At 72.2% G+C, this 26,089-nt stretch carries 16 protein-coding genes; 8 read left to right on the forward strand and 8 right to left on the reverse strand.

The annotated features are described in order from the left end of the window. Nucleotides 1–73: 73 nt before the first annotated feature. The 7 genes from ACN26Y_RS18695 (at nt 74) to ACN26Y_RS18725 (ending at nt 9,613) form a co-directional block, all read left to right on the forward strand. Nucleotides 74–1,069, forward strand: a complete 996-nt coding sequence (locus ACN26Y_RS18695) for an ABC transporter substrate-binding protein (protein WP_155331522.1) — start codon at nt 74–76, stop codon at nt 1,067–1,069. 88 nt (nt 1,070–1,157) lie between these two features. Further along, complete coding sequence (locus ACN26Y_RS18700) at nt 1,158–2,699, forward strand: sugar ABC transporter ATP-binding protein (RefSeq protein WP_155331523.1); 1,542 nt, start codon at nt 1,158–1,160, stop codon at nt 2,697–2,699. Continuing rightward, the gene (locus ACN26Y_RS18705; RefSeq protein ID WP_422733141.1) at nt 2,696–3,766 is read left to right on the forward strand and encodes an ABC transporter permease; all 1,071 of its coding nucleotides are present in this window, start codon (nt 2,696–2,698) and stop codon (nt 3,764–3,766) included. Before ACN26Y_RS18700 ends, ACN26Y_RS18705 begins: the two co-directional genes overlap by 4 nt. Continuing rightward, nucleotides 3,763–4,755, forward strand: coding sequence for a galactofuranose ABC transporter, permease protein YjfF (gene yjfF, locus ACN26Y_RS18710; protein ID WP_155331525.1), 993 nt, complete (start codon nt 3,763–3,765; stop codon nt 4,753–4,755). Before ACN26Y_RS18705 ends, yjfF begins: the two co-directional genes overlap by 4 nt. Nucleotides 4,756–4,781: 26 nt before the next feature. Beyond that, the gene (gene araA / locus ACN26Y_RS18715) at nt 4,782–6,284 is read left to right on the forward strand and encodes an L-arabinose isomerase (RefSeq protein ID WP_155331526.1); all 1,503 of its coding nucleotides are present in this window, start codon (nt 4,782–4,784) and stop codon (nt 6,282–6,284) included. A gap of 496 nt (nt 6,285–6,780) precedes the next feature. After that, nucleotides 6,781–7,770 (forward strand): LacI family DNA-binding transcriptional regulator, encoded by a 990-nt coding sequence (locus ACN26Y_RS18720; RefSeq protein WP_422733142.1) that lies wholly within the window; start codon nt 6,781–6,783, stop codon nt 7,768–7,770. Nucleotides 7,771–8,095: 325 nt separating this feature from the next. Beyond that, nucleotides 8,096–9,613, forward strand: a complete 1,518-nt coding sequence (locus ACN26Y_RS18725; RefSeq protein ID WP_422733143.1) for a non-reducing end alpha-L-arabinofuranosidase family hydrolase — start codon at nt 8,096–8,098, stop codon at nt 9,611–9,613. Between the two features lie 138 nt (nt 9,614–9,751). Here the strand turns inward: ACN26Y_RS18725 and ACN26Y_RS18730 are convergent, their stop codons facing one another. The 6 genes from ACN26Y_RS18730 to ACN26Y_RS18755 all read right to left on the reverse strand — a co-directional run bounded on the left by ACN26Y_RS18730 (nt 9,752) and on the right by ACN26Y_RS18755 (nt 19,923). Continuing rightward, on the reverse strand, nt 9,752–10,531 hold the full coding sequence (locus ACN26Y_RS18730) for a formate/nitrite transporter family protein (protein WP_155331529.1): 780 nt from the start codon (nt 10,529–10,531) through the stop codon (nt 9,752–9,754). A 108-nt stretch (nt 10,532–10,639) separates the two neighbouring features. Further along, nucleotides 10,640–11,563, reverse strand: coding sequence for a mechanosensitive ion channel family protein (locus ACN26Y_RS18735; RefSeq protein WP_155331530.1), 924 nt, complete (start codon nt 11,561–11,563; stop codon nt 10,640–10,642). Between the two features lie 192 nt (nt 11,564–11,755). Further along, a complete protein-coding gene (locus ACN26Y_RS18740) occupies nt 11,756–14,716 on the reverse strand; it encodes a M48 family metalloprotease (protein WP_422733144.1) in 2,961 nt (986 codons plus the stop codon). Further along, entirely contained in the window at nt 14,713–15,219 is a 507-nt protein-coding gene (locus ACN26Y_RS18745; protein ID WP_155331532.1) for a hypothetical protein, read from the reverse strand. Before ACN26Y_RS18745 ends, ACN26Y_RS18740 begins: the two co-directional genes overlap by 4 nt. A gap of 219 nt (nt 15,220–15,438) precedes the next feature. Further along, nucleotides 15,439–18,168, reverse strand: a complete 2,730-nt coding sequence (gene fdhF / locus ACN26Y_RS18750; protein WP_422733145.1) for a formate dehydrogenase subunit alpha — start codon at nt 18,166–18,168, stop codon at nt 15,439–15,441. Beyond that, nucleotides 18,169–19,923: an NAD(P)H-dependent oxidoreductase subunit E gene (locus ACN26Y_RS18755; protein ID WP_422733146.1), complete on the reverse strand. Its 1,755-nt coding sequence runs from the start codon at nt 19,921–19,923 to the stop codon at nt 18,169–18,171. 205 nt (nt 19,924–20,128) lie between these two features. Here ACN26Y_RS18755 and ACN26Y_RS18760 point away from each other — a divergent pair, with 205 nt between their 5' ends. Then, nucleotides 20,129–22,468, forward strand: a complete 2,340-nt coding sequence (locus tag ACN26Y_RS18760; protein ID WP_155331534.1) for a heavy metal translocating P-type ATPase — start codon at nt 20,129–20,131, stop codon at nt 22,466–22,468. On the opposite strand, the gene ACN26Y_RS18765 is transcribed toward ACN26Y_RS18760, so the two are convergent. Then, a complete protein-coding gene (locus ACN26Y_RS18765; protein ID WP_422733147.1) occupies nt 22,429–25,440 on the reverse strand; it encodes a tetratricopeptide repeat protein in 3,012 nt (1,003 codons plus the stop codon). The two genes, ACN26Y_RS18760 and ACN26Y_RS18765, sit on opposite strands and share 40 nt — an antisense overlap. Continuing rightward, the gene (locus tag ACN26Y_RS18770; RefSeq protein ID WP_422733148.1) at nt 25,437–25,928 is read right to left on the reverse strand and encodes a hypothetical protein; all 492 of its coding nucleotides are present in this window, start codon (nt 25,926–25,928) and stop codon (nt 25,437–25,439) included. Before ACN26Y_RS18770 ends, ACN26Y_RS18765 begins: the two co-directional genes overlap by 4 nt. Nucleotides 25,929–26,089 lie beyond the last annotated feature (161 nt).

The raw sequence follows: 26,089 nt of genomic DNA on the forward strand, positions 1-26,089 counted from the left end.
ACCAACCCCCACCACACCGGAGTCGCCGGACTCAGGCGGCGCGAACCGGGCTACCCAACCCCGAGGAGAACCGATGAGAACCAGGAGAACGGCACGCACCACCATCGCGGTACTCGCCGCCGTACTGCTCGCGGGCAGCGTGGCGGCGTGCGGAAACAGCGACACCGGCGGCGGCGGAGACGGCGGCGACGGGAAGATCGTTCTGGGCTTCTCCCAGGTCGGCGCGGAGAGCGGCTGGCGGACGGCGAACACCACCTCGATCAAGGACGCCGCCACCGAGGCGGGGATCGAGCTGAAGTTCGACGACGCCCAGCAGAAGCAGGAGAACCAGATCAAGGCGATCCGCAACTTCATCCAGCAGAAGGTCGACGTGATCGCCTTCTCGCCGGTGGTGGAGTCCGGGTGGGACACCGTCCTCAAGGAGGCCAAGGACGCGGGTATCCCGGTGATCCTCACCGACCGGGCCGTGGACTCGGCGGACAAGACGCTCTACAAGACCTTCCTCGGCTCGGACTTCATCAAGGAGGGCCGGCTGTCCGGGGAGTGGCTGGTGGAGAACACCAAGAACGCCACCGGACCGGTGAACATCGTCGAGTTGCAGGGCACCACCGGATCGGCGCCGGCGAACGACCGCAAGAAGGGCTTCGCCGAGGCCATCGCCGCCAACCCGAACCTCAAGATCATCGCTTCCCAGTCGGGTGACTTCACCCGCGCCGGCGGCAAGCAGGTCATGGAGCAGTTCCTCAAGGCCAACCCGGACATCGACGTGCTCTTCGCGCACAACGACGACATGGGCCTGGGGGCGCTCGAGGCGATCACCGCGGCCGGCAAGACGCCCGGCAAGGACATCGTCATCATCACCATCGACGCGGTGAAGGACGGCATGCAGGCCCTCGCGGACGGCAGGTTCAACTTCATCGCGGAGTGCAGCCCGCTGCTCGGCCCACAGCTGATGGACCTGGTGAAGAAGGTCCACGCGGGCGAGGAGGTGCCGCCGCGGATCGAGACCGAGGAAACCACCTTCACGCAGGAGCAGGCCAAGGAGGCGCTGCCCAACCGCAAGTACTGACCCGACGCCGGGCCGCCGTCGCACCGGACGGCGGCCCCGGCCCGTCGCTCGCTTCCGTACCGACACCGTCCAGAGAAGGTCCGATGGGATGACGGGTAGCCGTCCGGTCCTGACCATGACCGGGATCAGCAAGATCTTCCCCGGGGTCCGCGCACTCCACGACGTCGACTTCCGGCTGTTTCCCGGCGAGGTCCACGCCCTGATGGGCGAGAACGGCGCCGGCAAGTCGACACTGATCAAAGTGTTGACCGGCGTCCACGGCATCGACGAGGGCACCATCACCCTCGCCGGTGAACAGGTCGCCTTCAACGGGCCGATGCAGGCCGCCGCAGCCGGCGTCAGCACCGTCTACCAGGAAGTCAATCTCTGCACCAACCTGTCGGTGGCGGAGAACATCTTCATCGGCCGGGAGCCGCGTCGCCTGGGCGCCGTCCGGTGGGGTGAGATGCGCCGGCGGGCGCGGGAACTCCTGGCCCGGCTCGATCTCGACCTGGACGTCACCGCGCAGCTGGGCACGTACTCGCTGGCCGTGCAGCAGATGGTGGCCATCGCCCGGGCGATCGACGTGCGGGCCCGGGTGCTGATCCTCGATGAGCCGACCTCCAGCCTGGACGCCGGCGAAGTCGCGCAACTGTTCCGGATCATGCGACAGCTCCGGGACGAGGGCATCGCGATCCTGTTCGTCACCCACTTCCTCGACCAGGTGTACGCCATCGCCGACCGCATCACCGTGCTGCGCAACGGCGCCCGGGTGGGGGAGTACCGGACCGGGGAGCTGCCGCAGTTCAGCCTGGTCGAGAAGATGATCGGCAAGGAGCTCGACGTCCTGGAGCGCCTCGACGAGCAGCAGCGACGTACCACGGCCGTCCAATCCGACGACAGCCCGCTGATCGACGCCGCGGAGCTGGGCCGCAAGGGCGCGGTCGCCCCGTTCAGCCTGCGCATCCAGGCCGGTGAGGTGGTCGGCCTGGCCGGCCTGCTCGGGTCCGGTCGCACCGAGGTGGCGCGGCTGCTCTTCGGCGCCGACCGTGCCGACCACGGGCAGGTCGCGGTGGACGGCGACAAGGTGTCGTTGCGTAGTCCGGGCGCGGCGATCGACCGCGGGGTCGGCTTCTGCTCGGAGAACCGCCGCGCGGAGGGCATCATCCCCGAGCTGTCGGTCCGCGAGAACATGATCCTCGCGATGCAGGCCGCGCGCGGTTGGCTGCGGCCCATTCCCCGCCGCCGGCAGGACGAGCTGGTCGAGCGGTACGTCGAGGCGCTCAGCATCCGGCCGCCGAACCCGGACCTGCCGGTGCGCAACCTCTCCGGCGGTAACCAGCAGAAGGTGCTCCTGGCCCGCTGGCTCATCACCGAACCGCGCCTGCTCGTCCTCGATGAGCCCACCCGCGGCATCGACGTCGGCGCGAAGGCCGAGATCCAGAAGCTGGTGGTGGAACTCTCCGACGGGGGGATGGCGGTGCTGTTCATCTCCGCCGAGCTGGAGGAGGTGCTGCGCCTGAGCCACCGGGTGGCCGTCATGCGTGACCGGACGATGGTCGCCCAACTCACCAACGACGAGACCCTCGACGCCGACCGGATCATGCAGACCATCGCCGGCGGGTCGCACCGTGCGGAGGTGCACCCGTGAAACTCCTCGCCGACCGCGTACGCCCGCTCACCGGCCACCGGCTGTTCTGGCCCGCCCTCGTGCTCGTCCTCATGATCGTCGCCAACACGATCTACCGGCCCGGGTTCCTCGCCGTCGAGGTCAAGGACGGGCATCTCTACGGCACACCGATCGACATCCTGCGGCTGAGCGCGCCGTTGATCCTCGTCGCTCTCGGCATGACCCTCGTCATCGCCACCGGCGGGATCGACCTGTCCGTCGGCTCGCTCTGTGCGATCAGCGGCGCCATCGCATGTCTGCACATCAGCCGGTCACCCGACCAGAACAGCCTCTCCACCGTCTTCACCGCGCTCGCCCTGGCCCTCGGGGCCGCGCTCGTGCTCGGCATGTGGAACGGGGTGCTGGTCGCCGTCATCGGCATTCAGCCCATCATCGCCACGCTGATCCTGATGGTGGCCGGCCGAGGGCTCGCTCAGTTGACCACCGAGGGGCAGATCATCACGATCAACTCCGGTCCGTACCGGGCGATCGGGCTCGGACACTTCCTGACACTCCCGCTGGCGATCTTCATCGCACTCGCGGCGGCGCTGCTCGTCGCCGCGTTCACCCGCCGCACCGCCCTCGGCCTGATCGTCGAGTCCGTCGGCGGCAACGCCGAGGCCAGCAGGCTGGCCGGCATCCGCTCGCGCCGCGTCATCTTCCTGGTGTACGTGGTCAGCGCCGCCTGCGCCGCGCTCGCCGGCTTCATGATCACCGCGAACGTGTCCAGTGCGGACGGCAACGCGGCCGGCCTCTGGATCGAACTCGACGCGATCCTCGCGGTGGTCATCGGCGGCACCTCCCTCGCCGGCGGGCGGTTCTCCCTCAGCGGCACGGTCCTCGGCGCGCTGATCATCCAGACCCTCACCACCACGGTGTACGCCATGGACATCTCGCCGCAGACGTCCCTGCTGTTCAAGGCGGTCGTCGTCATCGCCGTCTGCCTCATCCAGTCCCCCGGGTTCCGCGCCCGGTTCCGCCGCCGCCACGGCGGAGCCGTACCCGGCCCGACGGCCTCGCAACGGGAGAAGGAGCAGGTGCCGGCATGAGCAGCACGTCGCTGACCACCGGCCGTACCGGGCGGCCCAGCCTGCCCCGCCGGCACGTCCCGGTCCTGGCCACCCTCGCCCTGCTGCTGGTCATGTACGGCATCGGCGTGTCCCAGTACCGGGCCTTCTCCAACATCCAGGTCGTCTTCAACGTCTTCATCGACAACGGGTTCCTGCTCGTCGTCGCGGTCGGTATGACCTTCGTGATCCTCACCGGCGGCATCGACCTGTCCGTCGGCTCGGTGGCCGCCATGACCGCGATGGTGTCGGCCGCCCTGCTCCAGGACGGGTTGCCCGCGGCCCTGGTGCTCGTCATCGCGCTGCTGATCGGTCCGGCGCTCGGGCTCCTGATGGGCTGTGCGATCCACTTCTTCGACATCCAGCCGTTCATCGTCACCCTCGCGGGAATGTTCTTCGCCCGGGGCATGTGCACGTTCATCAGCGACGCGTCCATCCCCATCACCGACGGCTTCTGGACGGCCATGTCGCAGGAGCGCATCGGCAATCCCGCCGGGAACTTCGTGTCGATCAGCGTGTTGATCGCGTTCGCGGTGGTGCTCGTCGCCGCGTACGTCTTGGCGTACACGCGCTTCGGCCGCACCGTGTACGCCATCGGCGGCAACTCCCACTCCGCGCTGCTGATGGGCCTGCCGGTCGGCCGTACCCGGATCGCCGTCTACACGGTCAGCGGGCTCTGCTCGGCCATCGGCGGCATCCTGCTGTCGTTCTACACGCTCTCCGGTGCGCCGCTGATCGCCATCGGCATGGAACTCGACGTGATCGCGGCCGTCGTCATCGGCGGCACGGTCCTCACCGGCGGATCCGGCTACGTCTTCGGCACCGTCCTCGGCGTGCTGGTGCTGGGCGTCATCCAGACCCTGATCACGTTCGACGGCAGCCTCAACTCCTGGTGGACCAAGATCGTGATTGGCGGCCTGCTCTTCGCCTTCATCCTCCTCCAGCGCCTCATCGGCATCCGCTTCAAGTGACCGCCCCTACCGCGGAAGGCAACGACATGGCAAGCCACCCCCGGCCCGAGGTCTGGTTCCTCACCGGCAGCCAGGGCCTGTACGGCGAGGAGACCCTCCGGCAGGTCGCCGACCAGTCCCGGCAGATCGCCGCGCGGCTGGACGAGTCACCGGACATCCCCGCCCGAGTGGTCTGGAAGCCGGTCCTGACCTCCAGCACCGACATCCTCACGGCGTGCCGGGACGCGACCGCGCGGGGAGCGGTCGGGGTGATCGCCTGGATGCACACCTTCTCCCCGGCGAAGATGTGGATCGCGGGGCTGGACGCGCTGCAGACACCACTGCTGCACCTCCACACCCAGGCCAACGTCCTGCTGCCGTGGGACGAGATCGACATGGATTTCATGAACCTGAACCAGGCCGCCCACGGCGACCGCGAGTTCGGGTACATCCAGACCCGGCTCGGTGTCGCCCGCAAGACCGTCGCCGGCCACGTCACCGACCCTCGGGTCGTCGGACGCGTCGGCGCCTGGGCCCGCGCCGCCATCGGCTGGTCGGCCGTGCGATCGCTGCGGCTCGCCCGGTTCGGCGACAACATGCGCGACGTCGCCGTGACCGACGGCGACAAGGTCGAGGCTGAGCTGCGCTTCGGCGTGTCGGTCAACACCTACGGCGTCAACGACCTCGTCGCCGTGGTCGACCAGGTCGCCGAGGCGCAGGTGGACGACCTGGTCAAGGAGTACGACGACACCTACCGGGTCGACCCGCAGCTGCGGCCCGGCGGCCGGCGGCACGCCTCCCTGCGGTACGCCGCGCGCCTGGAGGTCGGCCTGCGCACGTTCCTGGACGACGGCGGCTTCCGGGCGTTCACCACCAACTTCGAGGACCTCGGTGGCCTGCGGCAGCTTCCGGGGATCGCCGTGCAGCGCCTGATGGCCGACGGATACGGCTTCGGCGGCGAGGGTGACTGGAAGACCTCCGTCCTGGTCCGGATGCTCAAGGCGATGGCGGTCGGCGTCGACGGTGGCACCTCCTTCATGGAGGACTACACCTACGACCTCACCCCGGGTCAGGAACTCGTCCTCGGCGCGCACATGCTCGAGGTGTGCCCGAGCATCGCCGCCGGTGTGCCGAACGTGGAGATCCACCCGCTGAGCATCGGAAGCCGGGAAGACCCGGTGCGGCTGGTCTTCGACGCCGCGCCGGGTCCGGCCGTGGTGCTGGGCATGGCGGACATGGGGGAGCGGTTCCGGCTGGTGGCCAACGTCGTCGACGTCGTGCCACCGCCGCACCCGCTGCGCCGGCTGCCGGTGGCCCGGGCGGTCTGGCGGCCCCGTCCACACCTGCCCGGCTCGGCGGAGGCGTGGATCACCGCCGGCGCTCCCCACCACACGGTGCTCTCACAGGCGGTCGGTGTGGAGGAACTGCGCGACCTGGCCGAGATTTCCCGTACCGAGCTGGTGGTCATCGACGCCGACACCGACCCGAGCCGCTTCGCCGACGAACTGCGGTGGAACCAGGCGTACTACCGGCTCGCCCGGGGCTTCTGAACCAGTGGTCGGGTAACGACGGGAACCGGCGGCAGTGACAGTTCGTGGATTCGCGTAGTGGTTGGTACCGGTTGACGTCACGGCCGGAAATTCTCCCCGAGGCGGGATTGCGAGAACCATTTGACGCGCTTTCGTCCCGGTGAACGCACCGGCCGGCAATGCCGTTCCCGTTCCCGCCCGCGGCGCGGGAACGGACCTCTCACTCGCAGGCCGGAAAGAGGTGGTGGCCGCTTGTGCGGTGCCGCCAGTCCCGCGGAAAAGAATGGTGTCCGCCAATTCATCGCCATTCCGGCGGGAACACTCGACCGGGAGCTCTGCCGCGCCGTGGGCGTCATGACAACTGGCGTAGACTGGCGGCGATCCGGCACCGGCCGCTCGGAAACACCGCGGTGGCGGCTGCCCGAACGATTCGTCCCTCCAGGGGGCTTCCGCCGACCGGGCGGCGCGGTCGTCGAGGGCGAGGCGGGAGAGGGAGGTGGCCGTGCGCGGTCCTGCGATGACGGACGTGGCTCGCCTCGCCGGCGTCTCCCACCAGACCGTGTCTCGGGTGCTGAACGGGCACCCCAACGTACGCGAGCAGACCCGGCTACGGGTCCAGGCGGCGATCGCCGAACTCGGCTACCGGCCGAACCGGGCGGCCCGCGCGCTGGTGACCGGCCGGTCGCAGGTGATCGGCGTGGTCGCGCAGAACACCACCCTGTACGGCCCGGCGTCCCTGCTGGCCGCCCTTGAGCAGGAGGCCGCGGCGGCCGGCTTCGCCGTCAGTGTCGGCAGCGTCCGCGACCTGGATCATCAGTCGATCTCGGCGGCGGTGGAGCGGCACCTGGCTCACCGGGTCGCCGGCATCGTGGTGATCGCGCCGGTCGAGTCGGCGGGGGAGGCTCTGGAACGCCTACCCAAGGACGTTCCGCTGGTCACGGTGGACGGTGACCCGCGCCGGCCGGTGCCGCTGGTGACGGTCGACCAGGTGGCCGGCGCCCGCGCGGCCACCCAGCACCTACTCGACGCCGGGCACCGCACGGTATGGCACGTGTCGGGGCCGCCGGACTGGTTCGACAGCGCCGGGCGGATCGAGGGATGGCGGGAGGCGTTGCAGGCGGCCGGTGCCGAGATCCCACCGCTGGTGCCGGCGGACTGGTCCGCGGCGGCCGGCTACCGGTGCGGGCAGATGCTGGTCCGGATGCCGGAGGTCACCGCGATCTTCACGGCCAACGACCACCTGGCGCTCGGTGTGCTGCGCGCTCTGCACGAGCACGGTCGGCGGGTGCCCGACGACATCAGCGTGGTCGGTTTCGACGACGTGCCGGAGGCGGCGTACTTCATCCCGCCGCTGACCACCGTGCGACCCGACTTCGCCGCGGTCGCCCAGGCGAGTCTGGACCTGCTGCTCGCCCAGATCGAGACGAACAGCACCGGCCCCGGGCGGCACACCATTGCACCGACCCTGATCCCTCGCCGCAGCGTCGGCGCCCCACCGCGCCGCTGAACCGGTCGCCGGGCCCGTCTCCGGGGGCCACCGGCCCATCCTGGAATCCGGTGGGCTGCTCGATCGGGGTAGAGGCGGCACCGCCCCGGTGAAACTCAGAAGACGGCAGCTTGACTAGCCGCGTGTTATCGCTCACAGTCGATAGTTAAGGGCGACGACGTCTGCGGCTCACCGGGCAGCGCTTTCGTCGGAGAGTTCGGATCAGGCGTACCCCAAGGGTGTGCGGACGCATTGTTAGCGCTAACGCTTCTCGAGGCGGGCGCACCACGCGCCGCACGGTGCGCCCATCGTCGAAAACCGTTGGGTTCAGCACTGGAGGAGGATCATGTTTGCCTTTGGTAGGTCTCCATCACTTGCGCCGCCGTCTCGGCGGGGCTGGCTGCCTCGGGTCGTAGCCGCCGGTGTGACGGCGGTCGTGGTCGGTGTCACCGCCGCGGCGGTGGTGTCGACACCCGCCGCCGCGGCGACAGTCGACCCGACCGCCTGGTACGTGTTGATCAACCGCAACAGTGGCAAGGCGTTGGACGTGTACAACCTGGCCACGAATGACGGTGCTCGGATCGTGCAGTGGGCGCGGAACAACGGCAACCAGCAGCAGTGGCAGTTCGTGGACTCGGGCGGTGGCTACTACCGGCTGAGGTCGCGGCTGTCCGGCAAGGTGCTGGACGTCTACAACTGGTCGACCGCCAACGGCGCCGGCATCGTGCAGTGGACCGATCACAACGGGACCAACCAGCAGTTCCGGTTGGCCGACTCCGATGGTGGCCATGTCCGTCTGATCAGCCGGCACAGCAACAAGGTGGTGGAGGTGCAGGGTGCCTCGACCGCCGACGGTGGGAACATCGTGCAGTACGACGACTGGAACGGCGCCAACCAGCAGTGGCAACTCGTCCGCGTCGACGGCGGGGGCACCCCTACGACGCCGCCGCCCGGCACGTGCGCGCTTCCGTCGACGTACCGCTGGACGTCGACAGGTGTGCTGGCGAACCCGAGGTCGGGGTGGGTCTCGCTCAAGGACTTCACCCACGCCCCCTACAACGGCCGGCATCTCGTCTACGCCACGACGCATGACACGGGCACGACGTGGGGCTCGATGAACTTCGGTCTCTTCACGAACTGGTCGGACATGGCCTCGGCGAGCCAGAACCCCATGCCGTTCGCGGCTGTCGCGCCGACCCTGTTCCACTTCGCCCCGAGAAACGTCTGGGTGCTGGCCTACCAGTGGGGTGGCCCGGCGTTCTCCTACCGCACGTCGACCGACCCGACCAACGTGAACAGCTGGTCGGCGCCGCAGACACTCTTCTCCGGCAGCATCTCCAACTCCTCGACCGGACCCATCGACCAGGCACTCATCGGTGACGACACGAACATGTACCTGTTCTTCGCCGGGGACAACGGCAGGATCTACCGGGCCAGTATGCCCATCGGCAACTTCCCGGGCAGTTTCGGCTCCACCTCGACGGTGATCATGAGCGACTCCACGAACAACCTGTTCGAAGCGGTTCAGGTCTACAAGCTCCAGGGCCAGAACCGATACCTCATGCTCGTCGAGGCGATCGGCGCACAGGGCCGCTACTTCCGCTCGTTCACCGCCACCAGCCTGGGCGGTTCGTGGACACCGCAGGCCGCAACCGAGAGCAACCCGTTCGCCGGCAGAGCCAACAGTGGCGCCACCTGGACCAACGACATCAGCCACGGCGAGCTGATCCGGGCCAACGCCGATCAGACCATGACTGTCGATCCCTGCAATCTGCAGTTGCTCTACCAGGGCCGTTCCCCCAACTCCGGCGGCGACTACGGCCTCCTGCCGTACCGACCGGGTCTGCTGACGCTGCAACGCTAGCAACGGCGCCCAGGGCCGACCGGGCGTCGGCGCAGCCCGCGACCATGATCGGCTGACCCGGGCCGGCTCGGTGCAAGGCCGAGCCGGCCCGGGTCACAGGTGCCGAGGTCGCCGGGTCGGACAGTCCGGCCGGTCGGCTCAGGCGCTGGACCTGACCTGCACAGCGTGGGTCAGGGTCATCAGCAGCAGGCCGCCCAGCAGGTTTCCGGCACCCGAGAGGACGACGTTGAGCCCCAGGTCGGCGTAGGACACGTGGGCGCCGAGCCAGATGCCGAACAACAGGTGCAGGCCGGAGACCACGACGTGGTCGAACGGACCGAGGGCGAGGAAGAAGCCGACCACGTACGCCAGGACGATGCGGCTACCGGCGGAGCCGACGGCGTGCAGCAGGTACGACAGCAGGGTCAGCAGGGTTCCGGCGGCGATGCCCCGGGTGAAGGTCCCAAGGCCTCCCTTCGCGGCGATCTCCTCCGCGACGAGGGCGAGGGTGTGATGGGCGCGGGACGGCAGGGTTCCCTCGACGGTGAACACGGCCGCCATGACCGCGCCGCCGACGAAGTTGAGGACGAGCACCAGGATCCACAGCCGCGCGAGCTGCCAGACGGCCGGGATCCGCCGGCGGGCCACCGCCGCGGCCACGGGGTCGAAGAAGTTCTCGGTGAACAGTTCGGTGCGGCCGACGACCACGAAGACCAGACCGATGCCGAACGCCAGCGCGCCGACCAGGTGCCCCACCCCGGAGGCGAAATCGGGCGCCGCCAGTTCGCGGGCGACGCCCAGCGCGACGATCCCGAACACGATGGTGACCCCCGCGATGAACCCCGTGGACGCCTGTTCCAGGGCGCTCATCGACAGCCGGCGCTCGCCCTCCGACCGGGCCCGGACGTACACATGCTCCGGGCTGGGTTCTCCTGCCATCCTGCGGGCGTACCCGATTCTGTCCGGCGGAACCGCATCCGCGGACCAGTCGTCGGCGGGGGGAGGTCGGCCGGACGTGGGTGGGGACACTTCCACCGGGCGAGGCGGTCATCGCTCAGCCTGCATGGCCGCGTCGGCCGTCGTCGATGGCGTGCGGACGGTGATGTCCTGGGTGACCGAGGCCACGCGCAGACCGTGCTCGGCGAGGCGGTCCAGGACGCGGCGGGTGACCTGATCCTTGACCTGACGGGCGGCGCGTACCGGCACCACGAAGCGGGCGGTCAGTTCCACCCAGTTCGGTGTGGCGCGGATGAAGACCCGGGCATCGACCTCGGCCTCGGCGACCGGGTAGCGGTGTCGCATCTGAGCTATCGCGCGCCGAGCCTCCGCCGTGGAGGAGATCGACTCCGCCTCCTCCCATAGGATGCGTTCGGCCAGGTGCCAGTCGGCGTCGTACCGGATGGGCAGGGTGAGTTCCTCCCAGAGATGGTCGAGCACCGTGCTGCTGTTGTAGACGGGTGCGGTGAACACGAACCGGTTGGACAGCGACACCACCCGCCCGGTGTACTGCCGTCCACGGATCCACGACTCCGGGTCGGTGGACGACCCGCTCTCCAGGATCCGGGTACGCAGCGGTGTGATGTCGAGAACGTCGCCGCGGACGCCGCACATCTGGATCCGGTCGCCGACCCGGAACTGACGACCGGTGAGGATGCTGATCCAGCCGGCGAAGGCACCGATGACCTCCTGCATGGCCAGGGCCAGGCCCGCGGCGATCAGCCCGACGACGACGCCGATCCGACCGGCGAAGGGCCGCCAGAGAATGGCCAGACCGATCAGCAGCACCGCGACGGTGACGTAGTGCACCGCCTTGCGGAGGTAGTAGCGGGTGTGCGTGTCGTCCACCCGGCGGGTGGACAGGCGCCCTGCGATGATCGCGAACAGCGCCGCCGCCACGATCATCACCAGGGTGGTCACCAGGCGACCGGTCACGGTGCTGGTGTCCCACACCGCCTCGAGGAACGCATCCATGGGTCGTGTCCCGTGCCGCTGGTGCCGCTGTCGCCCTGACCCTAGACAGCTTCCACGGGATGCCGCCAACGTTTCCGTCGGCTTCCCCCTCGGGTGGGGAACGGCGGCGGCCCCGCCAGCGCGCCCGTTGCTCGTTCGCACCGGCTGACCTGAGGTCGATGCTGCTGTGCCGGCCAGCGAACGGGATGCGCGTCAGCGCGGCAGGCGCGACGGTGCGGACGGGCCCGGGAGCTGTCGGGCCGGCGTGGCGGCCGGGGCAGCGGTGAGCGGCGCCGACAGGGCGGCCACGGTGCGGGTCACCGCCTGGCGGAGCAGGTTGTCGTCCAGCGGTTCCATGACGGCGGTCATCTGCACGCTGACCAGGTTGTGTCCGATGCGGATCAGGATGTAGGCGGAGGTCCCGGTCAGCGTCATCCCGGAACCGGCGGCGGACATCCGCAGGTCGACCCGCCAGGACTGTTCGCCCAGGCCGGGCGCGGCCCCTGGCACCACGTCGACGGTGATGGGTGGTTCTCCGCGGGTGACGAAGCGGCGGCACGCAGCGCGTTCGGCCTCGGCCTGTGTGAGCACCGTCGCGGGGACCCGGTCGGCGTACGAGGTGACCCCGACTTCGAGGGTGGTGGAGGCCAGCGGCACCGGGCCGGGTCGGGTCTCGTAGCGGAGCGTCGTGTCGACCCGTTCGTGTGGCGTGAGCGGGTCCAGGAACCGGTCGCGGACGAACGGTAGGCAGGTGTCGGGGGTGATGGGGTTCTCCGGCGCCTTGCTCCACGGTTTCGACAGCCAGTGAGCCGGCAGGGCCGGTTTGACCGCTCGGGCCGCCGTCTCGGCCTCCGTCTTCGTCAGTAACCGGCCCGGGTCGGCGGCGTGGCCGGGTCGCGGGGGCGGCGGTGCGGGTGGGCGGGCGGTCGGGGACGGCGATCCGGTGACGGCGGCTGCGGCGGCGTACCTGGCGGTGCCGGGAGCGCGTAGCAGCGCGGCGGCGGGCCCGCTCGCCAGCAGGGCCAGGGCGAGCGCGACGCCGGAGGCGCCGAGCGGCGCTGCCCACCTTCGTGCGGCGTGCACCGGATCGGTACCTCCGCCAGAGACCTCCGCCGGCACCGACCGCGCCGCCGCCGGCGGCGGCGGGGGTGGCGTCCGGGACGCGGTCCGGGGCTTCCGGCTCCGGACGGCAGCCACCGCCGCGAGTGCCGGGACGGTGAGCACTGTCAGGTACAGCAGCCACACCAGCGGGGCGACGGCGTGCATCCGGAACCGCCACAGGTTCGGCGGCAAGCCGGCGACCAACGACTGGACGTGCAGCGCGACGCCGACCGCCGCCGTCGTCGTCCAGGCGGCGACGATCGCGGTCGAAACGGCGTGCCGTCGACGCCGGACACCGAGGGCCACCAGGACCGCCCAGCCGGCCAGTGCCGCCGCCCACTGCCCGTCCTGCAGCACCGCCATCAACTCGGCGACGGTGCGAGCCGGATGCCGGGCGGCGTGCACCGCCGCCACCGCGGCGGCGGCAAGCGTGGCACCGGCGGCGGCCAGTGCGGGCACCAGCCACCACCCCCGCCCCGCCCTGCGACGGAGCAGCACGGCGAGGGCCAGCGGTACGAGCGCCGACAGCGACCACCACACCGTCGGCGCGAAGAAGACGAACCAGTCGTGGACGTAGCCGCGCGGGGAACGGACGGCCTGCGAGGCGACCGGTACCGCCCAGACGGCGGGGGCCACGACGGCGCCCACAGCGAGGTAACTCACCGCCCGCCACGTGCGGTCGCGCACGTCGGGCGACGGGGCCGCGTCGGCGAGCAGCCGCGCGACGAGGACACAGAGCACGGTGAGCGAGGTGCCCGCCACGGCGGTCACGGCGGCGTTGCTCAGCGCGGACCCGGGGTCGGTGGTGCCTCCGGGGAAGGCGACCGCGTCGATCCCCGAGGTGACCGGCAGCAGGAACGCCCCGGCGACGAAGCCGGCCGCCGCCCCCGCCACCGGCCGCCACCAGACCCCGGCACCGTCGGCGCCGCGGTTGGCGGTTGCGCGGCGGAACAACGCCGGGGTGAGGCCGAGACCGAACAGCAGCCCGGCAACGACGGCCGGCGGCCCCGATGCGTCACGGGTCGCGTCCAGGGCGTGGGCGACGCCGTTCGCGGCGCCCATCGCGGTCACGGTGACGACGGCCGTGACGAGGGCGTGGGTGAAGCCGCCATCGAAGGTGGCCGCCGGTGCCGACAGAGCCGCGATCCGCGCCGTGGGATCCGGATGGCGGCCCAGGGCGCGGCGCAGCAGACGACGCGGCCCGGCCCGTCCCGTGCCGGCCGGTGCCTGGGCCAGCAGGGCGGCGAGCGGGTCCGGGCCGCCATCGTCGGCGACGAGCCGGTCGGCGGCGTGCTCGCGCAGCCGCAGCAGCGCCGCCGCGAGCAGCGCGATCGCCGCGACCAGGATCGCCGAGCGGACCAGCGCCGGCGTAACGGCCGGCCAGTTGTCCCGGGGGCGCAGGGCCGCCACCGCCAGCACCGCCGGAAGAACCACCCACGGCAGCCCACGCATGGTCGACACCCAGGCCACGTCACGCGCCCGGACGTGTGCCAGCTCGTGCCGGACGACCGGGTCGAAGCGGGCCGGATCGGCGTGTGCTGCCGCGACCGCCGCCGGCAGCACGACCAACGGCCGCCCTCCAGGCCGGGCGGTGGTGAACGCCTCACGCACCGGCGGACCGGCCACCATCAGCTGAGGCGCGCGCCGGCCGGTCAGCCCGGCCTCGGCGCAGAGCACGGCGAAACGCTCCTGCGCGGCCGGCAGCGCGAGCCGGTGCCGCCGCAGCCGGGTGGCATCGACCAGCGGCACCAGCACCAGGAGTACGGCGAGGCCGGCCACCAGCAGCGCGGCGCCGGCGAGCATGGTCCAGCCGCGCAGCTGTGTCGGTTCGCGCATACAACCAAGGAAGGCGTTCACCGTCGCGAGGTCATGGTCCGGCCCGGTGAACGGGTAGCCGGGGAAGGCCCGATCGCACCCGGTCAGGGCCACCGCGTACCCGGCCGCCAGCGGCCGGTAGGCGTGGAACACCAGGTCGCCCACCATCGCACCGAAGCTGGCGGTCAGCGCGGCGACGAGCACGTACAGCCAGGTGAGCGGCGCCGGCGCGGATCGCTGCGTCGACGGCGCTGTCACGTGGCTTCGGAGTCGAGATGCAGGGCACCCACCACGGCGTCGGCGAGGACCCGCGCCCGCGCGGCGTCGAGGCCCAGCGCGGTGGCGTGCTGACGGCACGCGTACCGCAGCCGGCGGGCCTGCTCAGCGGTGAGCGCCAACCGCGGCGGCTTTCCCCCCTCGCCAGGCTCGACGACCCCGACCACCACCGGTGGCTCGCTCTGCCGGCGCCGCCACCAACGTCGGCCCAGCAGGGCCCCGCCGAGGACGAGTACCTCGGCGACGGCCTGCCCGGCGGCCTGAAGGGCGACCTCGGTGACGAGGACCGTCTCGACGCCGAAGCCGACCGACCGTCCCGGCGCGGACCAGCGGACCCGCTCGGGCCGTCTCCGCCATTCAGCGGCGAGCTCGTCGAAGACGGCCAGTTCCTCGGGGGCGAGGCGGGCGACCGCGACCCGGGCGGCGGCGACCGCGACGTCGACGGCCGGCGGCGCGGCATCCGATCGCTCGATACGGTCGGTCACGGGAACCACCCTTCGCCAGGTCGATCAGCTCGCCACTACGTCACCCAAGTCAACACGCCCCGGTCAACGACTTCGATCACCATCCCGACAGGGGTTCGTAACCGGCCGGACGCGGACCTGCGCGGGTACGCCGGGTATGAACTGGCACCGGGCACCCGGCCGCGCCCGCCGAGATCCGGCGACCCGGGCAGCAGCGTTCGCCGCCGGCCTCGTCCGGGATCAGCCGGGGCGGCCGGGCACGACCGCGAGGCTCTCGACTCGGCGTCCGGCTCTGACCGGGCTCAGGGAGACGGCGGTCACCTTGTACTCGGGGCAGCCGGTCTCCGCGTCGGTGGCGTCGGAGGTCAGGGCGTTGGTACGGATGTCGGGGAAGGTGAAGGTGGTGAACATCTGCCCGGGGGCGACGGTGTCGGTCAGGTGGACGGGGTAGGTGACGGTTGCCCGGCGGCTGGTCACGTCGACGAGGTCGCCGTCGGCCAGGTCGAGCCGCGCGGCGTCGTCCGGGTGCAGGTCGAGCACTTCGCGGGGGCGGAGCTGGCGGTTGGGGGTGCGGCGGCTCATCGATCCGCTGTTGTAGTGCTCCAGTCGGCGGCCGGTGATCAGAACGTACGGGAAGGTGGCGTCGGGTTGCTCGCCGGGCGGCAGGTGCGGCCGGGCCGCGAGTGCGGCCCGGCCGTCGGGGGTGGCGAACGAGTTGAGGTAGAGGCGACCTTCGCCGGGTTCGTCCGGGCTGCGGCAGGGCCAGTGCAGCGGCCCGTCGCGGTCGAGCCGGGTGTGCGAAATGCCGGAGAAGGTGGGGGTCAGTGCGGCGCATTCGGCCATCGCGTCGGCGGGAGTGGGGCAACCGAGGTCGGCACCCATGGCGGCGGCGAGCAGGTGCAGGATGTCGAAGTCGCTGCGGGCCTGTCCGGGCGGGTCCAGCGCCGGGCGGACCCGCTGGACGCGGCGGTCGAAGTTGACGAAGGTGCCGTCCTTCTCGAGGAAGGGCACGGCGGGGAACACCACGTCGGCGTGTTCGGCGGTGGTGGACAGGAACACGTCGTGGTTGATGACGAGGTCGCAGGCGGCCAGTGCCCGGCGCACGTTGCCGCTGTCCGGGTCGGTCTGGGCGATGTCCTCGCCGATGACGTACATCGCGCGCACGTGGCCGGCGATCGCGGAGGCGAACATGTCCAGGATGCGCAGGCCGGGCCGTGCGGGTACCTCCGCGTGCCAGGCTCGGTCGAACCGGGCGCGGACGCCGGAGTCGGTGAGGCGTTGGTAGCCGGGCAGCATGTCCGGCAGGGCACCCATGTCCGAGGCGCCTTGCACGTTGTTCTGTCCTCGCATGGACAGCACGCCGCAGCAGCCGGGGGTTCCGACCGCGCCTTTGAGGATGGCGAGGTTCGCCAGGGTGCGTACACCGTCGGTGCCGTGGGCGTGTTCGGTGATGCCGAGGCCGTAGAGGATCGCCGGGCGGCGCGCGGCCCCGTAGAGGCGGGCCGCCTCGATCAGCGTCCCGGGCGCGACGCCGGCGAGCCGTGCCGCGTGGTCGGGCGGATAGTCGGCCAGCAGCGCGGTGAGTTCGGCGAGCCCGCTGGCCCGGGTGCGGAGGAATTCCCGGTCGGCGTATCCCTCGTCGAGCAGCACTCGGGCGATGCCGTTGAAGACGGCGACATTGGATCCCGGTCCGGCCTGGACGTGCACGTCGGCCATCTCGGCGAGGTCGATGCGGCGGGGATCGATGACGACGAGCCGGGCACCGCGCAGCACCAGCTGTTTGAGCCGGGCGCCGATGACCGGGTGGGCCTCGGTCGGGTTCGCGCCGGCGATCAGGATGCAGTCGGTGTGGTCGAGGTCGTCGACGGAGTTGGTGCCCCCGGCGTGGCCGAAGGACGCGGTGAGCCCGACCGCGGACGGGGCGTGGCACAGCCGGGAGCAGTTGTCGATGTTGTTGGTGCCGAGCACGACGCGGGCGAACTTCTGGGCGAGGTAGTTCTCCTCGTTGGTCGCCCGTGCGGAGGAGATCATGCCGATGGCGTCGGGCCCGTGGCGGTCGCGGATGGCGGCCAGCCGGGTCGCCGCGACGGTGAGAGCCTCCCGCCAGGACGCGGGCCGCAACGGCGAGTCACGACCGCCGTCGCGGACCAGTGGGGTGGTCAGCCGCTCCCGGGACCGGATGAAGGCGTGGGCGAAGCGGCCCTTGACGCAGGCGTGGCCACGGTTGACCGGGGCGTCGTGCACGGGGGTGATCGCCGCGACGGCATCGTCGCGTACGTGCACCCGCAGGGTGCAGCCCACGCCGCAGTACCCGCAGGTGGTGGTGGTCGTCCGGCTGATCGGACGCGGGTCGGACAGCCCCGGCTCGGACAGCGCCCCGCTCGGGCAGGTGTCGACGCAGCCACCGCAGGCCACGCAGGGGGACGAGACCCACGGCCCGCCGGTGCCGGCGACGACGACGGTGTCGAACCCACGACCGGCCAGGGAGAGCGCGAACGTGCCCTGCACCTCGGCGCACATGCGTACGCACCGGTTGCAGGCGATGCACAGGTCCCGGTCGAGTTTGACGTACGGGTGGGAATGGTCGACGCCCGCGTTGCGGGTCGCACCGTCGAAGCGGCTTGCGGTCAGGCCGAAATGGTGGCAGGCGCGCACCAGTTCGCTGCGCTCGGCAGGGATGTCCAGCGCCCGCGCGGGCAGCTGGGAGACGAGGAGTTCCAGGGCGAGCCGCGCCGGCCTGCGGGCGACTTCACCGCCGGTCTGTATCTCCATCCCGTCGGCGGCGGGGGTGGTGCAGGCCGGCACCGCCCGCCCCTGGACCGCGACCAGGCAGACCCGGCACGACCCCTGCGGGGTGAGCCGCTCGTCGTAGCAGAGGGTCGGCACCACGGCCCCGGCCGCCCGCACGGCGTCCAGCACGGTGGCCCCCGCGCCCACCTCGACGCCGATGGTGTCGACGGACAACCGCATCTATCCGCCCCCGCCGCCGGTGGGGGCCGCTCGGCGCAGCTCGTCGGAGTACACCCGCAGCAGGCTGCGCACCGCGCAGGCCACCCCACGCCCGAACGCGCACAGGCTCGCCGCCGTCAGCACGTCGAGCAGTGGTTCGTGGTCGGCGAGCACCGCCCCGGCCTGCTCAGGTTCGCCGAGCCGCTCGACCAGTTCCATGCCCCGGCGGGTGCCCACCCGGCAGGGGGTGCAGGCGCCGCAGCTCTCCGCCGCCCCGAACGCCCACGCGTGCCGCAGGATCGCGGCGGCCGGTACGGTCGAGTCGACCGCGACGAGGCTGGCGTGGCCCATCGCGGCCCCGGCCGTCGCAAGCGGCTCGGTCAGCAGCGGCAGGTCGAGCTGGTCGGGGGTGAGGAAGCCGCCGAGCGGGCCGCCGACCTGCACCGCGCGTAGCTGGTACGGCTCGCGCAGGCCGCCGCCGAGATCGGTCACGAGGTGGCGCAGCGGCACGCCGAACTCCACCTCGTACACGCCCGGCCGGCGGAACCGTTGGCTCAGGCAGACCAGCTTGGTGCCGGGCTCGTCCGGGTGGCCCAGCCGGGCGTAGGCCGCCCCACCATGCCGGACGATCCACGGTACGGCCGCCAGGGTCTCCACGTTGTTCACCGCTGTCGGCCGTCCGAGGAAGCCGTGGCTGGTCGGGTACGGGGGGCGCGCCCGCACGGCCGCCCGCAGCCCGGCCAGGGCGTGCAGCAGCGCCGTCTCCTCCCCGGCCACGTACGAGCCGGCGCCCACCACGATCTCCACGTCGAAGTCGACGGGCGAGCCGTGCACCCGCTCGCCCAGGTGGCCGGCCTCTCGCGCCTGCGCCACCGCGGCACGCAGCCGATCGGCGGCCACCGGGTACTCCGAGCGGACGAGGATCAGCCCGTGCCGCGCGCCCACCGCGAAACCGGCCAGCGCCAGGCCCTCCAGGACGCGATGCGGATCCTGTTCCATCAGCAGCCGATCCCCGTACGAGCCGGGATCACCCTCGTCGCCGTTGCCCACCACGTACCGGGGCGCGGGCTCGCCGGCGGCCATCGACCACTTCTCCGCCACCGGGAAACCGGCCCCGCCCCGCCCACGCAAGCCCGAGGCGGCGACCTCGGCGGTCACCCGCTCCGGTGATCCGGTCGCCACCACGCTGGGCCACACCGTCCACGGCTGCTCGCCACCGAGCAACCCGGCCAGCACCACCGGCCGATCGACCGCGCTCGCGTACGGGATCTCCGCCGCCCGCATCTTCGCCGGCTCGACCCAACCGGGCCGCGTCCGCCGCTGTGCGGCCAAGGGGTCACCGAACAGCCCACCCAGAGTCTCCCCGCTGGCGGGTAGCTCCCCGTCGAGTGCGGCGGGCGAGTCGTAGCAGTACCCGAGACAGCGCACCCCTTGCAGCGATACCGACCCGTCCGCGGCACGCTCGCCCAGCCGCACGCCCAGCGCCCGCTCCAGCCGAGCGGTGTGCTCGCCCTGGCCGCTCACGAAGCAGGAGGTGCCCTCGCACACTCGCACGTGCCGCCCGCCACGGCGACCCTCCGCGAAGTCCGCGTAGTAGGTCGCCGAGCCGGTCACGGCCGCCACCGGCCAGCCGAACTCGCCTGCCGCCCGCGCCAGATCCTCGGCATCGACCCGCCCGTCCTCGGCCTGGGCGCGCCGAAGCCGATCCAACATCGCCGTACCCGGCCGGCGCAGCCGGTCCTGCAATTCGACGAAAGCCTCCCGTGGCTCGCCCACCGCACCACCCCCGCGCACCGTAGATCCAGAGAAGAAACGTACGTCTGCTCGCGGGTGGTTCGCGGTCGAACAGGCGGTTTGCCGGCGCGGCGATGACGAACCGGCCGTCGGGCAGGACCCGGCCCCCGCGCCCGGGCCCTTCGCCCTCGTTCGGATTGCCCCGGTTGCCCGGTCCGGCGACGCGCGCCGTTGAGACGATCCGCAGGTGGGAGCGGAATCGGGTGGATGCGTGCCGGAGCGGCCGGTGCGGCGGCACCGGGTGGATTGGCGCCAGTGGGCCCCGCTGACCCTGCTCACCCTGGCCGTGCTGGTCGGTGCCGGGTTGTGGTCCGCCGGGCTGCGGGGTGCGGCCGAGCTGATCTGGGCGGCGGTGACCCTGGTGGCGCTGCTGCCGGCCGTCTGGTCGACGCTGCGGCAGCTCTGGCATCGGCAGTTCGGAGTCGACGTGGTCGCCGTGCTGGCGCTGGTCGGCACCCTGCTGGTCCGCGAGTACCTGGCCGGCGCGGTGATCGCGGTGATGGTCGCGACCGGGCAGGCGCTGGAGGACTACGCCCAGCGCCGGGCCACCCGCGACCTGCGGGCGCTGCTGGAACGCGCGCCGCGGCAGGCCCGGCGGCGTACCCCGGACGGCGGGATCGAGGTGGTGCCGCTGGACCGGGTGGCGGTGGGGGACCGGCTGGTGGTCGGCCCCGGCGACGCGGTACCGGTGGACGGGACCGTGGAGGAGCCCGCCACGCTGGACGAGTCGGTGGTCACCGGCGAGTCGCAGCTGGTCACTCGCACCACCGGCGAGCAGGTGGCCAGCGGCGTGGTCAACGCCGGCGCCGGGTTCGGGCTGCGGGCGACGAAGAACGCGGCGGAGAGCACGTACGCCGGGATCGTCCGGCTGGCCGAGGAGGCCACCGCACGGAAGGCCCCGATGGTCCGGCTCGCCGACCGGTACGCCGCCGCGTTCGTGCCGTTCACCCTGCTGCTGGCCGGCGCCGCCTGGCTGCTGACCGGCCAGTTCCTCCGGGCGGTGGCGGTGCTGGTGGTGGCCACCCCCTGCCCGCTGCTGCTGGCCACGCCGATCGCGATCGTCTCCGGGCTGTCCCGGGCGGCCCGGCGCGGCGTGCTGGTCCGCGACGGCGGTTCGCTGGAGCTGCTCGGCCGCGCCCGGACCCTGCTGATGGACAAGACCGGCACGCTCACCGCCGGCCACCCCCGGGCCGCCGAGACGGTCGTCGCGCCCGGCGGCGACCGGGACGAACTGCTTCGCCTGGCCGCCTCCGTCGAGCAGCTCTCCCCGCACGTGCTGGCCGCGGCTCTGGTCCGGCAGGCCCGGGACCGGGGGCTGCCGCTGGCCGAACCGACCGACGTCACCGAGGAACCGGGGCGCGGGGTGACCGGCCGGGTGGAGGGGCGGATGATCCGGGTCGGCCAGCTCGTCGGCGATCCGCCCGAGTGGGCGCACCAGGTACGCGAGCGCGCCGAACTGGCCGGCCACTCCACCGTCTGGGTCAGCGACGACCGGGCCCCACTCGGGGCGATCCTGCTGGAGGACCCGGTACGCCCCGACGCCCGGCGGACCGTGCGGCGGCTGCGGGAGGCGGGGCTCCGCCGGCTGATCATGGTCACCGGTGACCGGCCGCGTACCGCCCGGCAGGTGGCGCAGACCGTCGGCGTCGACGATGTGATCGCCCAGTGCTCGCCGCAGGAGAAGGTGGCCCGGGTCCGGGCGGAGTCCCGGCAGGCGGTCACCGTGATGGTCGGCGACGGCGTCAACGACGCGCCGGCCCTGGCCGAGGCGCACGTCGGCGTGGCGATGGGCGCCACCGGAGCGACCGCCTCCGCCGACGTGGCCGACGCGGTGCTCACCGTCGACCGGCTGGACCGGCTCGCCGACGCCGTCGAGATCGCCCGGTACGCGCGCCGCATCGCGGTGCAGAGCGCCACCGTCGGCATGGGCCTGGCCGTCGTCGCGATGGCGTTCGCCGCCGCTGGCAGGCTGCCTCCGGTCGCCGGCGCGTTCCTCCAGGAGGGCATCGACGTGCTGGTCATCCTCAACGCGCTGCGCGCCCTCGGCGGCGGCGTGCGCCGCCGGGACGTCCCGCCGCGGACCCGGGAACTGCTCGACCGGTACGCCGGCGAGCACGTCGCGGTGCGCGGCGTGCTGGACCGGCTGCGCGACACCGCCGACCTGGTGGCGACCCGCCCCGACGCGCCGGAGTGCGTGCCGGCGCTGCGCGAGGTGCACCGCCGGCTGGTCGACGAGGTCCTGCCACACGAGGCGGCCGAGGAGCGGCAGCTCTATCCGGCCCTCGCTGGCCCGCTCGGCAGCGACGAGGCGACCTCGACGATGAGCCGGACACATGTGGAGATCAGCCGGCTGGTGGACCGGATCGGCGGCCACCTGGCGCAACAACCGGACGGTCGACTGCGCCGCGACGCGGTGCCCGACCTGCTGGCCACCCTGTACGGGCTGGACGCCGTGCTCCGCCTGCACCTGACGCAGGAAGAGGAGGACTACTTCTCCCTCGACCCACCGGACAGCCCGGCACGGTGACCGGCGTCGCCATTCCGCTCAGGCGGACCATCGGCTGCCGAGGATCGCGCTCGCCCGCCGGAGTTGGTGCGGGGTACGGTGGCTGCCGCGGTGGCGAGCGCGTGACGTAGTTGCGCCGCTTCCGCCTTACGACCGAGTTTGTCGAGCACATCGGCCTGGGTGCGGTGTGCCGACCACAGTTCCGGACCGAAGGTGTCCGGCTCCTGTTCGGCAAGGGGGCGGTACAGCGCGATGGCCTCGCGGACCGCCGAGAGTGCCTGGCGCAGCTCGCGTCCCACCCGGGCACGTACCCATGCGAATCCGTACAGTGCGTAGGGCAGGCCGGGCAGGTGGGCGGTCGGATGGCGTTCGGCGATACGCCGGTAGAGCGCTACTGCTTCTCGACTGCTCTCCAGGGCTTCTCGCCGCCGGCTGACCCCCGCCAGTTCGGCGCCGGCGCGGGTCAGCGCCATGGCCAGGCCGGGCTGGTAGGCGGTCGGGTTGACCTCGGCGAGCCGTCGGTGGATGGTGACGGCCTCCTGGTGCGCGGCCAGGGCCTCCTGTCGCCGGCCCAGCTTCGACAGGAGCCGGCCGGGGCGGTCGAGCGACGCTCCGAGCGCGGGCAGGTACACGGCGGTGTCGGCCTCGGCGACCCGCCGGTACAGGTCGGCGGCGACCGCCGCGGCGGCGAGCGCCTCCTCGTCGCGGCCCAGCGCCGACAGGTGGAGGCTGAGGTTGTACGACGTCATCGCGAGTCCGGGCCGGTGCACGGCCGGGTTGATGTCGACCAGCCGCCGGTACTTGTCGGCGGCTTCTTCGGCAACGGCCAGCGCCTCCTCGTGGCGGCCCAGGTTCCTCAGGTCCAGACCGAGGGTGTTCAGCATCGTCGCGAGGCCGGGCAGGCGCGCCGGACTGTCCTGCGCCAGCCGCCGCTGAATGGCGACGGCTTCCTGCCCGGCGGCCAGTGCCTCTTCCCGCCGCCCCAGCTTCGCCAGGTGGACGGCGAGGTTGTGCAGCGACCCGGCGAGCAGTTTCGGGTCGGTGGACGGGTCGCTCTCGATCAGACCCCGCACCAGGTGGACCGCTTCCTGGGCCGCCGTCAGGGCCTCCTCAAGGCGCCCCAGGTCGCCGAGGAGCATGTTGAGGTTGTGCAGGCACGCCGCGAGCAGGGGCCGGAACACGGCCGGCTCGAGGTCGGCCAGGTGTCGGAACAGGTCGACCGCTTCCCGGCCGGGAGCGAGCGCTTCGTGATGGCGGCTGCGTTCGGCCAGACGCTGGGAGAGGCTGTCCAGCGCTGCCGCGAGTTGCGGCAGGTGGGCGCGGTCGGCCTCGGCGAGCCGCCGGTACGCCTCGGCGGCATCCTGGGCGGGCACCAGCGCCTCGTCGTAGTGGCCGGCGTGGACGAGTCGCCTGCTGAGCCTGTCCTGCAGGTCGGCGAGGTCGGCGAGGTCGGTGGTGGCGGTGTCGGTGCGGCGGAGGAGCGCACGGGTGATCGCCGCGGCACCCGGCTCGAGGTCGAACTGCCGGTCGCGGGGTAGAAGTCGTTCGATGGCCTTGAGTGTGTCGAGTGGTAGATGGGTGAGGTCGCTGAGGGCGATCAGGGCGGCGCTGCCGGCGTCGATGGCGAGTTTCGGGTCCGTGCGCAGCAGCGGGTGGACGGTGGCCGTGCCGAGGTGGGGCCAGCGTTGCGTTGCCGAGGCGAGGAAGGTGATCGCGCGGGGCGCCCACGCCGGGGCTGCTCCGTCGGCGTCGCGGGTGAGCAGGGCGATCGCGGTGGGGGCCGCCCAGGGGAAGCTGCGGTGGTGGGCGGAGTGGCCGGCGACGGTGAGGGCGAGATAGTCCTCGGCGAGCCGGTCCGGGTACAGCGGCTCCAGCACCCGGGTCGGGTCGGCCGGTGGATAGCAGTCGCCGTGGTCGGCGAGGATGCGCTGTGGGTGGGTTTCCAGGTCGAGACCGGTGAGAATGGCCTTGCCGGTGGGATGGTCGACGGACCCGGTCAGCGCCGCGGTGAACACCGCCTGTGCCATGACGCCCGGCGGGCTCTCGTACTCCAGGTTGGTGGGGTGGCCGTCGTGGTTGCGGTGCTGGTAGAGACGTTCCCAGTGCTGGTGTTCGCGTTCCAGCAGGTAGCAGGTCAGTCCGGCCGCGTCGTCGGGTGGGCGTCGACCGTGGACGTGGGCGTCGACCGCGACGAGGGCGGCCATGTGGACGGCCAGGGTCAGGCCCAGGTCCGGATGGTCGAGCCGAACCGGCGGTTCGATGCCGCTGGTGTCGGTGGCAGGGTAGTGGGCGGCGAACCCGTCACGGGCGGCGGTGAACATGCGGGCCCGGTCGCCGGCGGGAGCGAGCAGCGGGCCGAGACACTGGTGCGAGACGCCGGCTTGCAGATCGGTGAGGGTCTTGACGAGGGCGGGTGGGCAGGTCGGGATCCGGGCGAGCAGCAGGATGCGGGTGGCCATCCCGGGCTGGCCGAGCAGGGCGTTGCTGAGCAGCCAGTTCAGGTGGCTGGGCGGCCACCGGTCGGCGTAGTCGACGACGAGCAGCAGCCCGGCGGAGCCGTCCAGGCGTAGATCCTGGCTGCCGGGCTGGGGGATGGCAGCGCCCGGGCCGTGGGTGGCCGTGACGGTCTTCCAGCCGGCGGCGCGCGCTTCGGCGGCGAACTGGTCGGCCAGCCGGGTCTTGCCCTGCCCACCCGGGGCGTGCAGCCATCGGGCGGCCAGCCGCCGCCCGACATCGGTACGCCAGGCGTGCAGCTGGGCGAGTTCGGTCCGGCGGCCGGTGAAGTCGACGACGGCGTAGCGGGCGTCGAGCATGCGGCTGGGCACGTCGAGCAGCCACACCGAGTCGGGCGGCCGGGCGGAGCGGTGGTCTTCCAGCACGTACAGGGGAGTGCCGTCGCCGAGGACATGGATGTCGGCGCCGATCACGCCGTAGGCGAACCCGGCGGTGGCGGTGACATGCTGGACGTAGCGCGAGCCGACGGTGCTGCTCACCTGCCCGCCGGGTCGGTACTCGCGGGCGTCGGCGCCGCCTCGCCGTAGTGGTTGACGATGTTTCCGCCGCCCTGGACGCCCTGGGCGATCGCGCCGGGCGCGGACGCGTGAACCCGCTGCACCCAGGTCTGCTGGGGTGCGGACAGCTCGGCCAGGACGGCGGCGGTCACCGTGCGTAGCTCGGCGGCCACGGCGCTGTCGGCGCCGACCTCATCGGCGTGCTCGGCGAGCAGATCGGCCAGCCGAGTCCGCCAGGCCGGCAGCAGCTGCCGGCGGAGTTGGTCGCGATCGGCCGGGTCGGTCTGCTCCAGCATCGCGGCATCGGTGTCGAGCTGCGCCGCGACGAGCGCGGCCCGGCGCGGCCCGCTCCGCCGGAACAGCGCGACGACGCCGTCGCGGGCTGTCTGCCAGGCGTCGCTGGCGGCCGCGCCGACCAGCGCCCCCGCGCCGGTCGCCGCCAGCGACCCGATCCACGCCGCTTCCTCCACTGCCACTCTCCTTCTGACCTCCGTCGGTGTTCACCTGGCCAGGAGCCACCCGGGCCCGTGCGCCTGGTCCGGGACGCGGGCACAGCCACCGGCGTCCTGTTCCGCAAGCCTCGACCGATCCAGGTGACGAGGTCAATCCGCTATACGACAACCCACCAGGT

Source organism: Micromonospora sp. WMMD558 (genome assembly GCF_049315255.1).
Classification (GTDB): Bacteria; Actinomycetota; Actinomycetes; order Mycobacteriales; family Micromonosporaceae; genus Micromonospora.

Coding starts and splice junctions, on each gene's coding strand:
- ACN26Y_RS18695 (WP_155331522.1), top strand. CDS start 74: ATGAGAACCAGGAGAACGGCACGCACCACCATCGCGGTACTCGCCGCC.
- ACN26Y_RS18700 (WP_155331523.1), top strand. CDS start 1,158: ATGACGGGTAGCCGTCCGGTCCTGACCATGACCGGGATCAGCAAGATC.
- yjfF (WP_155331525.1), top strand. CDS start 3,763: ATGAGCAGCACGTCGCTGACCACCGGCCGTACCGGGCGGCCCAGCCTG.
- araA (WP_155331526.1), top strand. CDS start 4,782: ATGGCAAGCCACCCCCGGCCCGAGGTCTGGTTCCTCACCGGCAGCCAG.
- ACN26Y_RS18720 (WP_422733142.1), top strand. CDS start 6,781: ATGACGGACGTGGCTCGCCTCGCCGGCGTCTCCCACCAGACCGTGTCT.
- ACN26Y_RS18725 (WP_422733143.1), top strand. CDS start 8,096: ATGTTTGCCTTTGGTAGGTCTCCATCACTTGCGCCGCCGTCTCGGCGG.
- ACN26Y_RS18730 (WP_155331529.1), bottom strand. CDS start 10,531: ATGGCAGGAGAACCCAGCCCGGAGCATGTGTACGTCCGGGCCCGGTCG.
- ACN26Y_RS18735 (WP_155331530.1), bottom strand. CDS start 11,563: ATGGATGCGTTCCTCGAGGCGGTGTGGGACACCAGCACCGTGACCGGT.
- fdhF (WP_422733145.1), bottom strand. CDS start 18,168: ATGCGGTTGTCCGTCGACACCATCGGCGTCGAGGTGGGCGCGGGGGCC.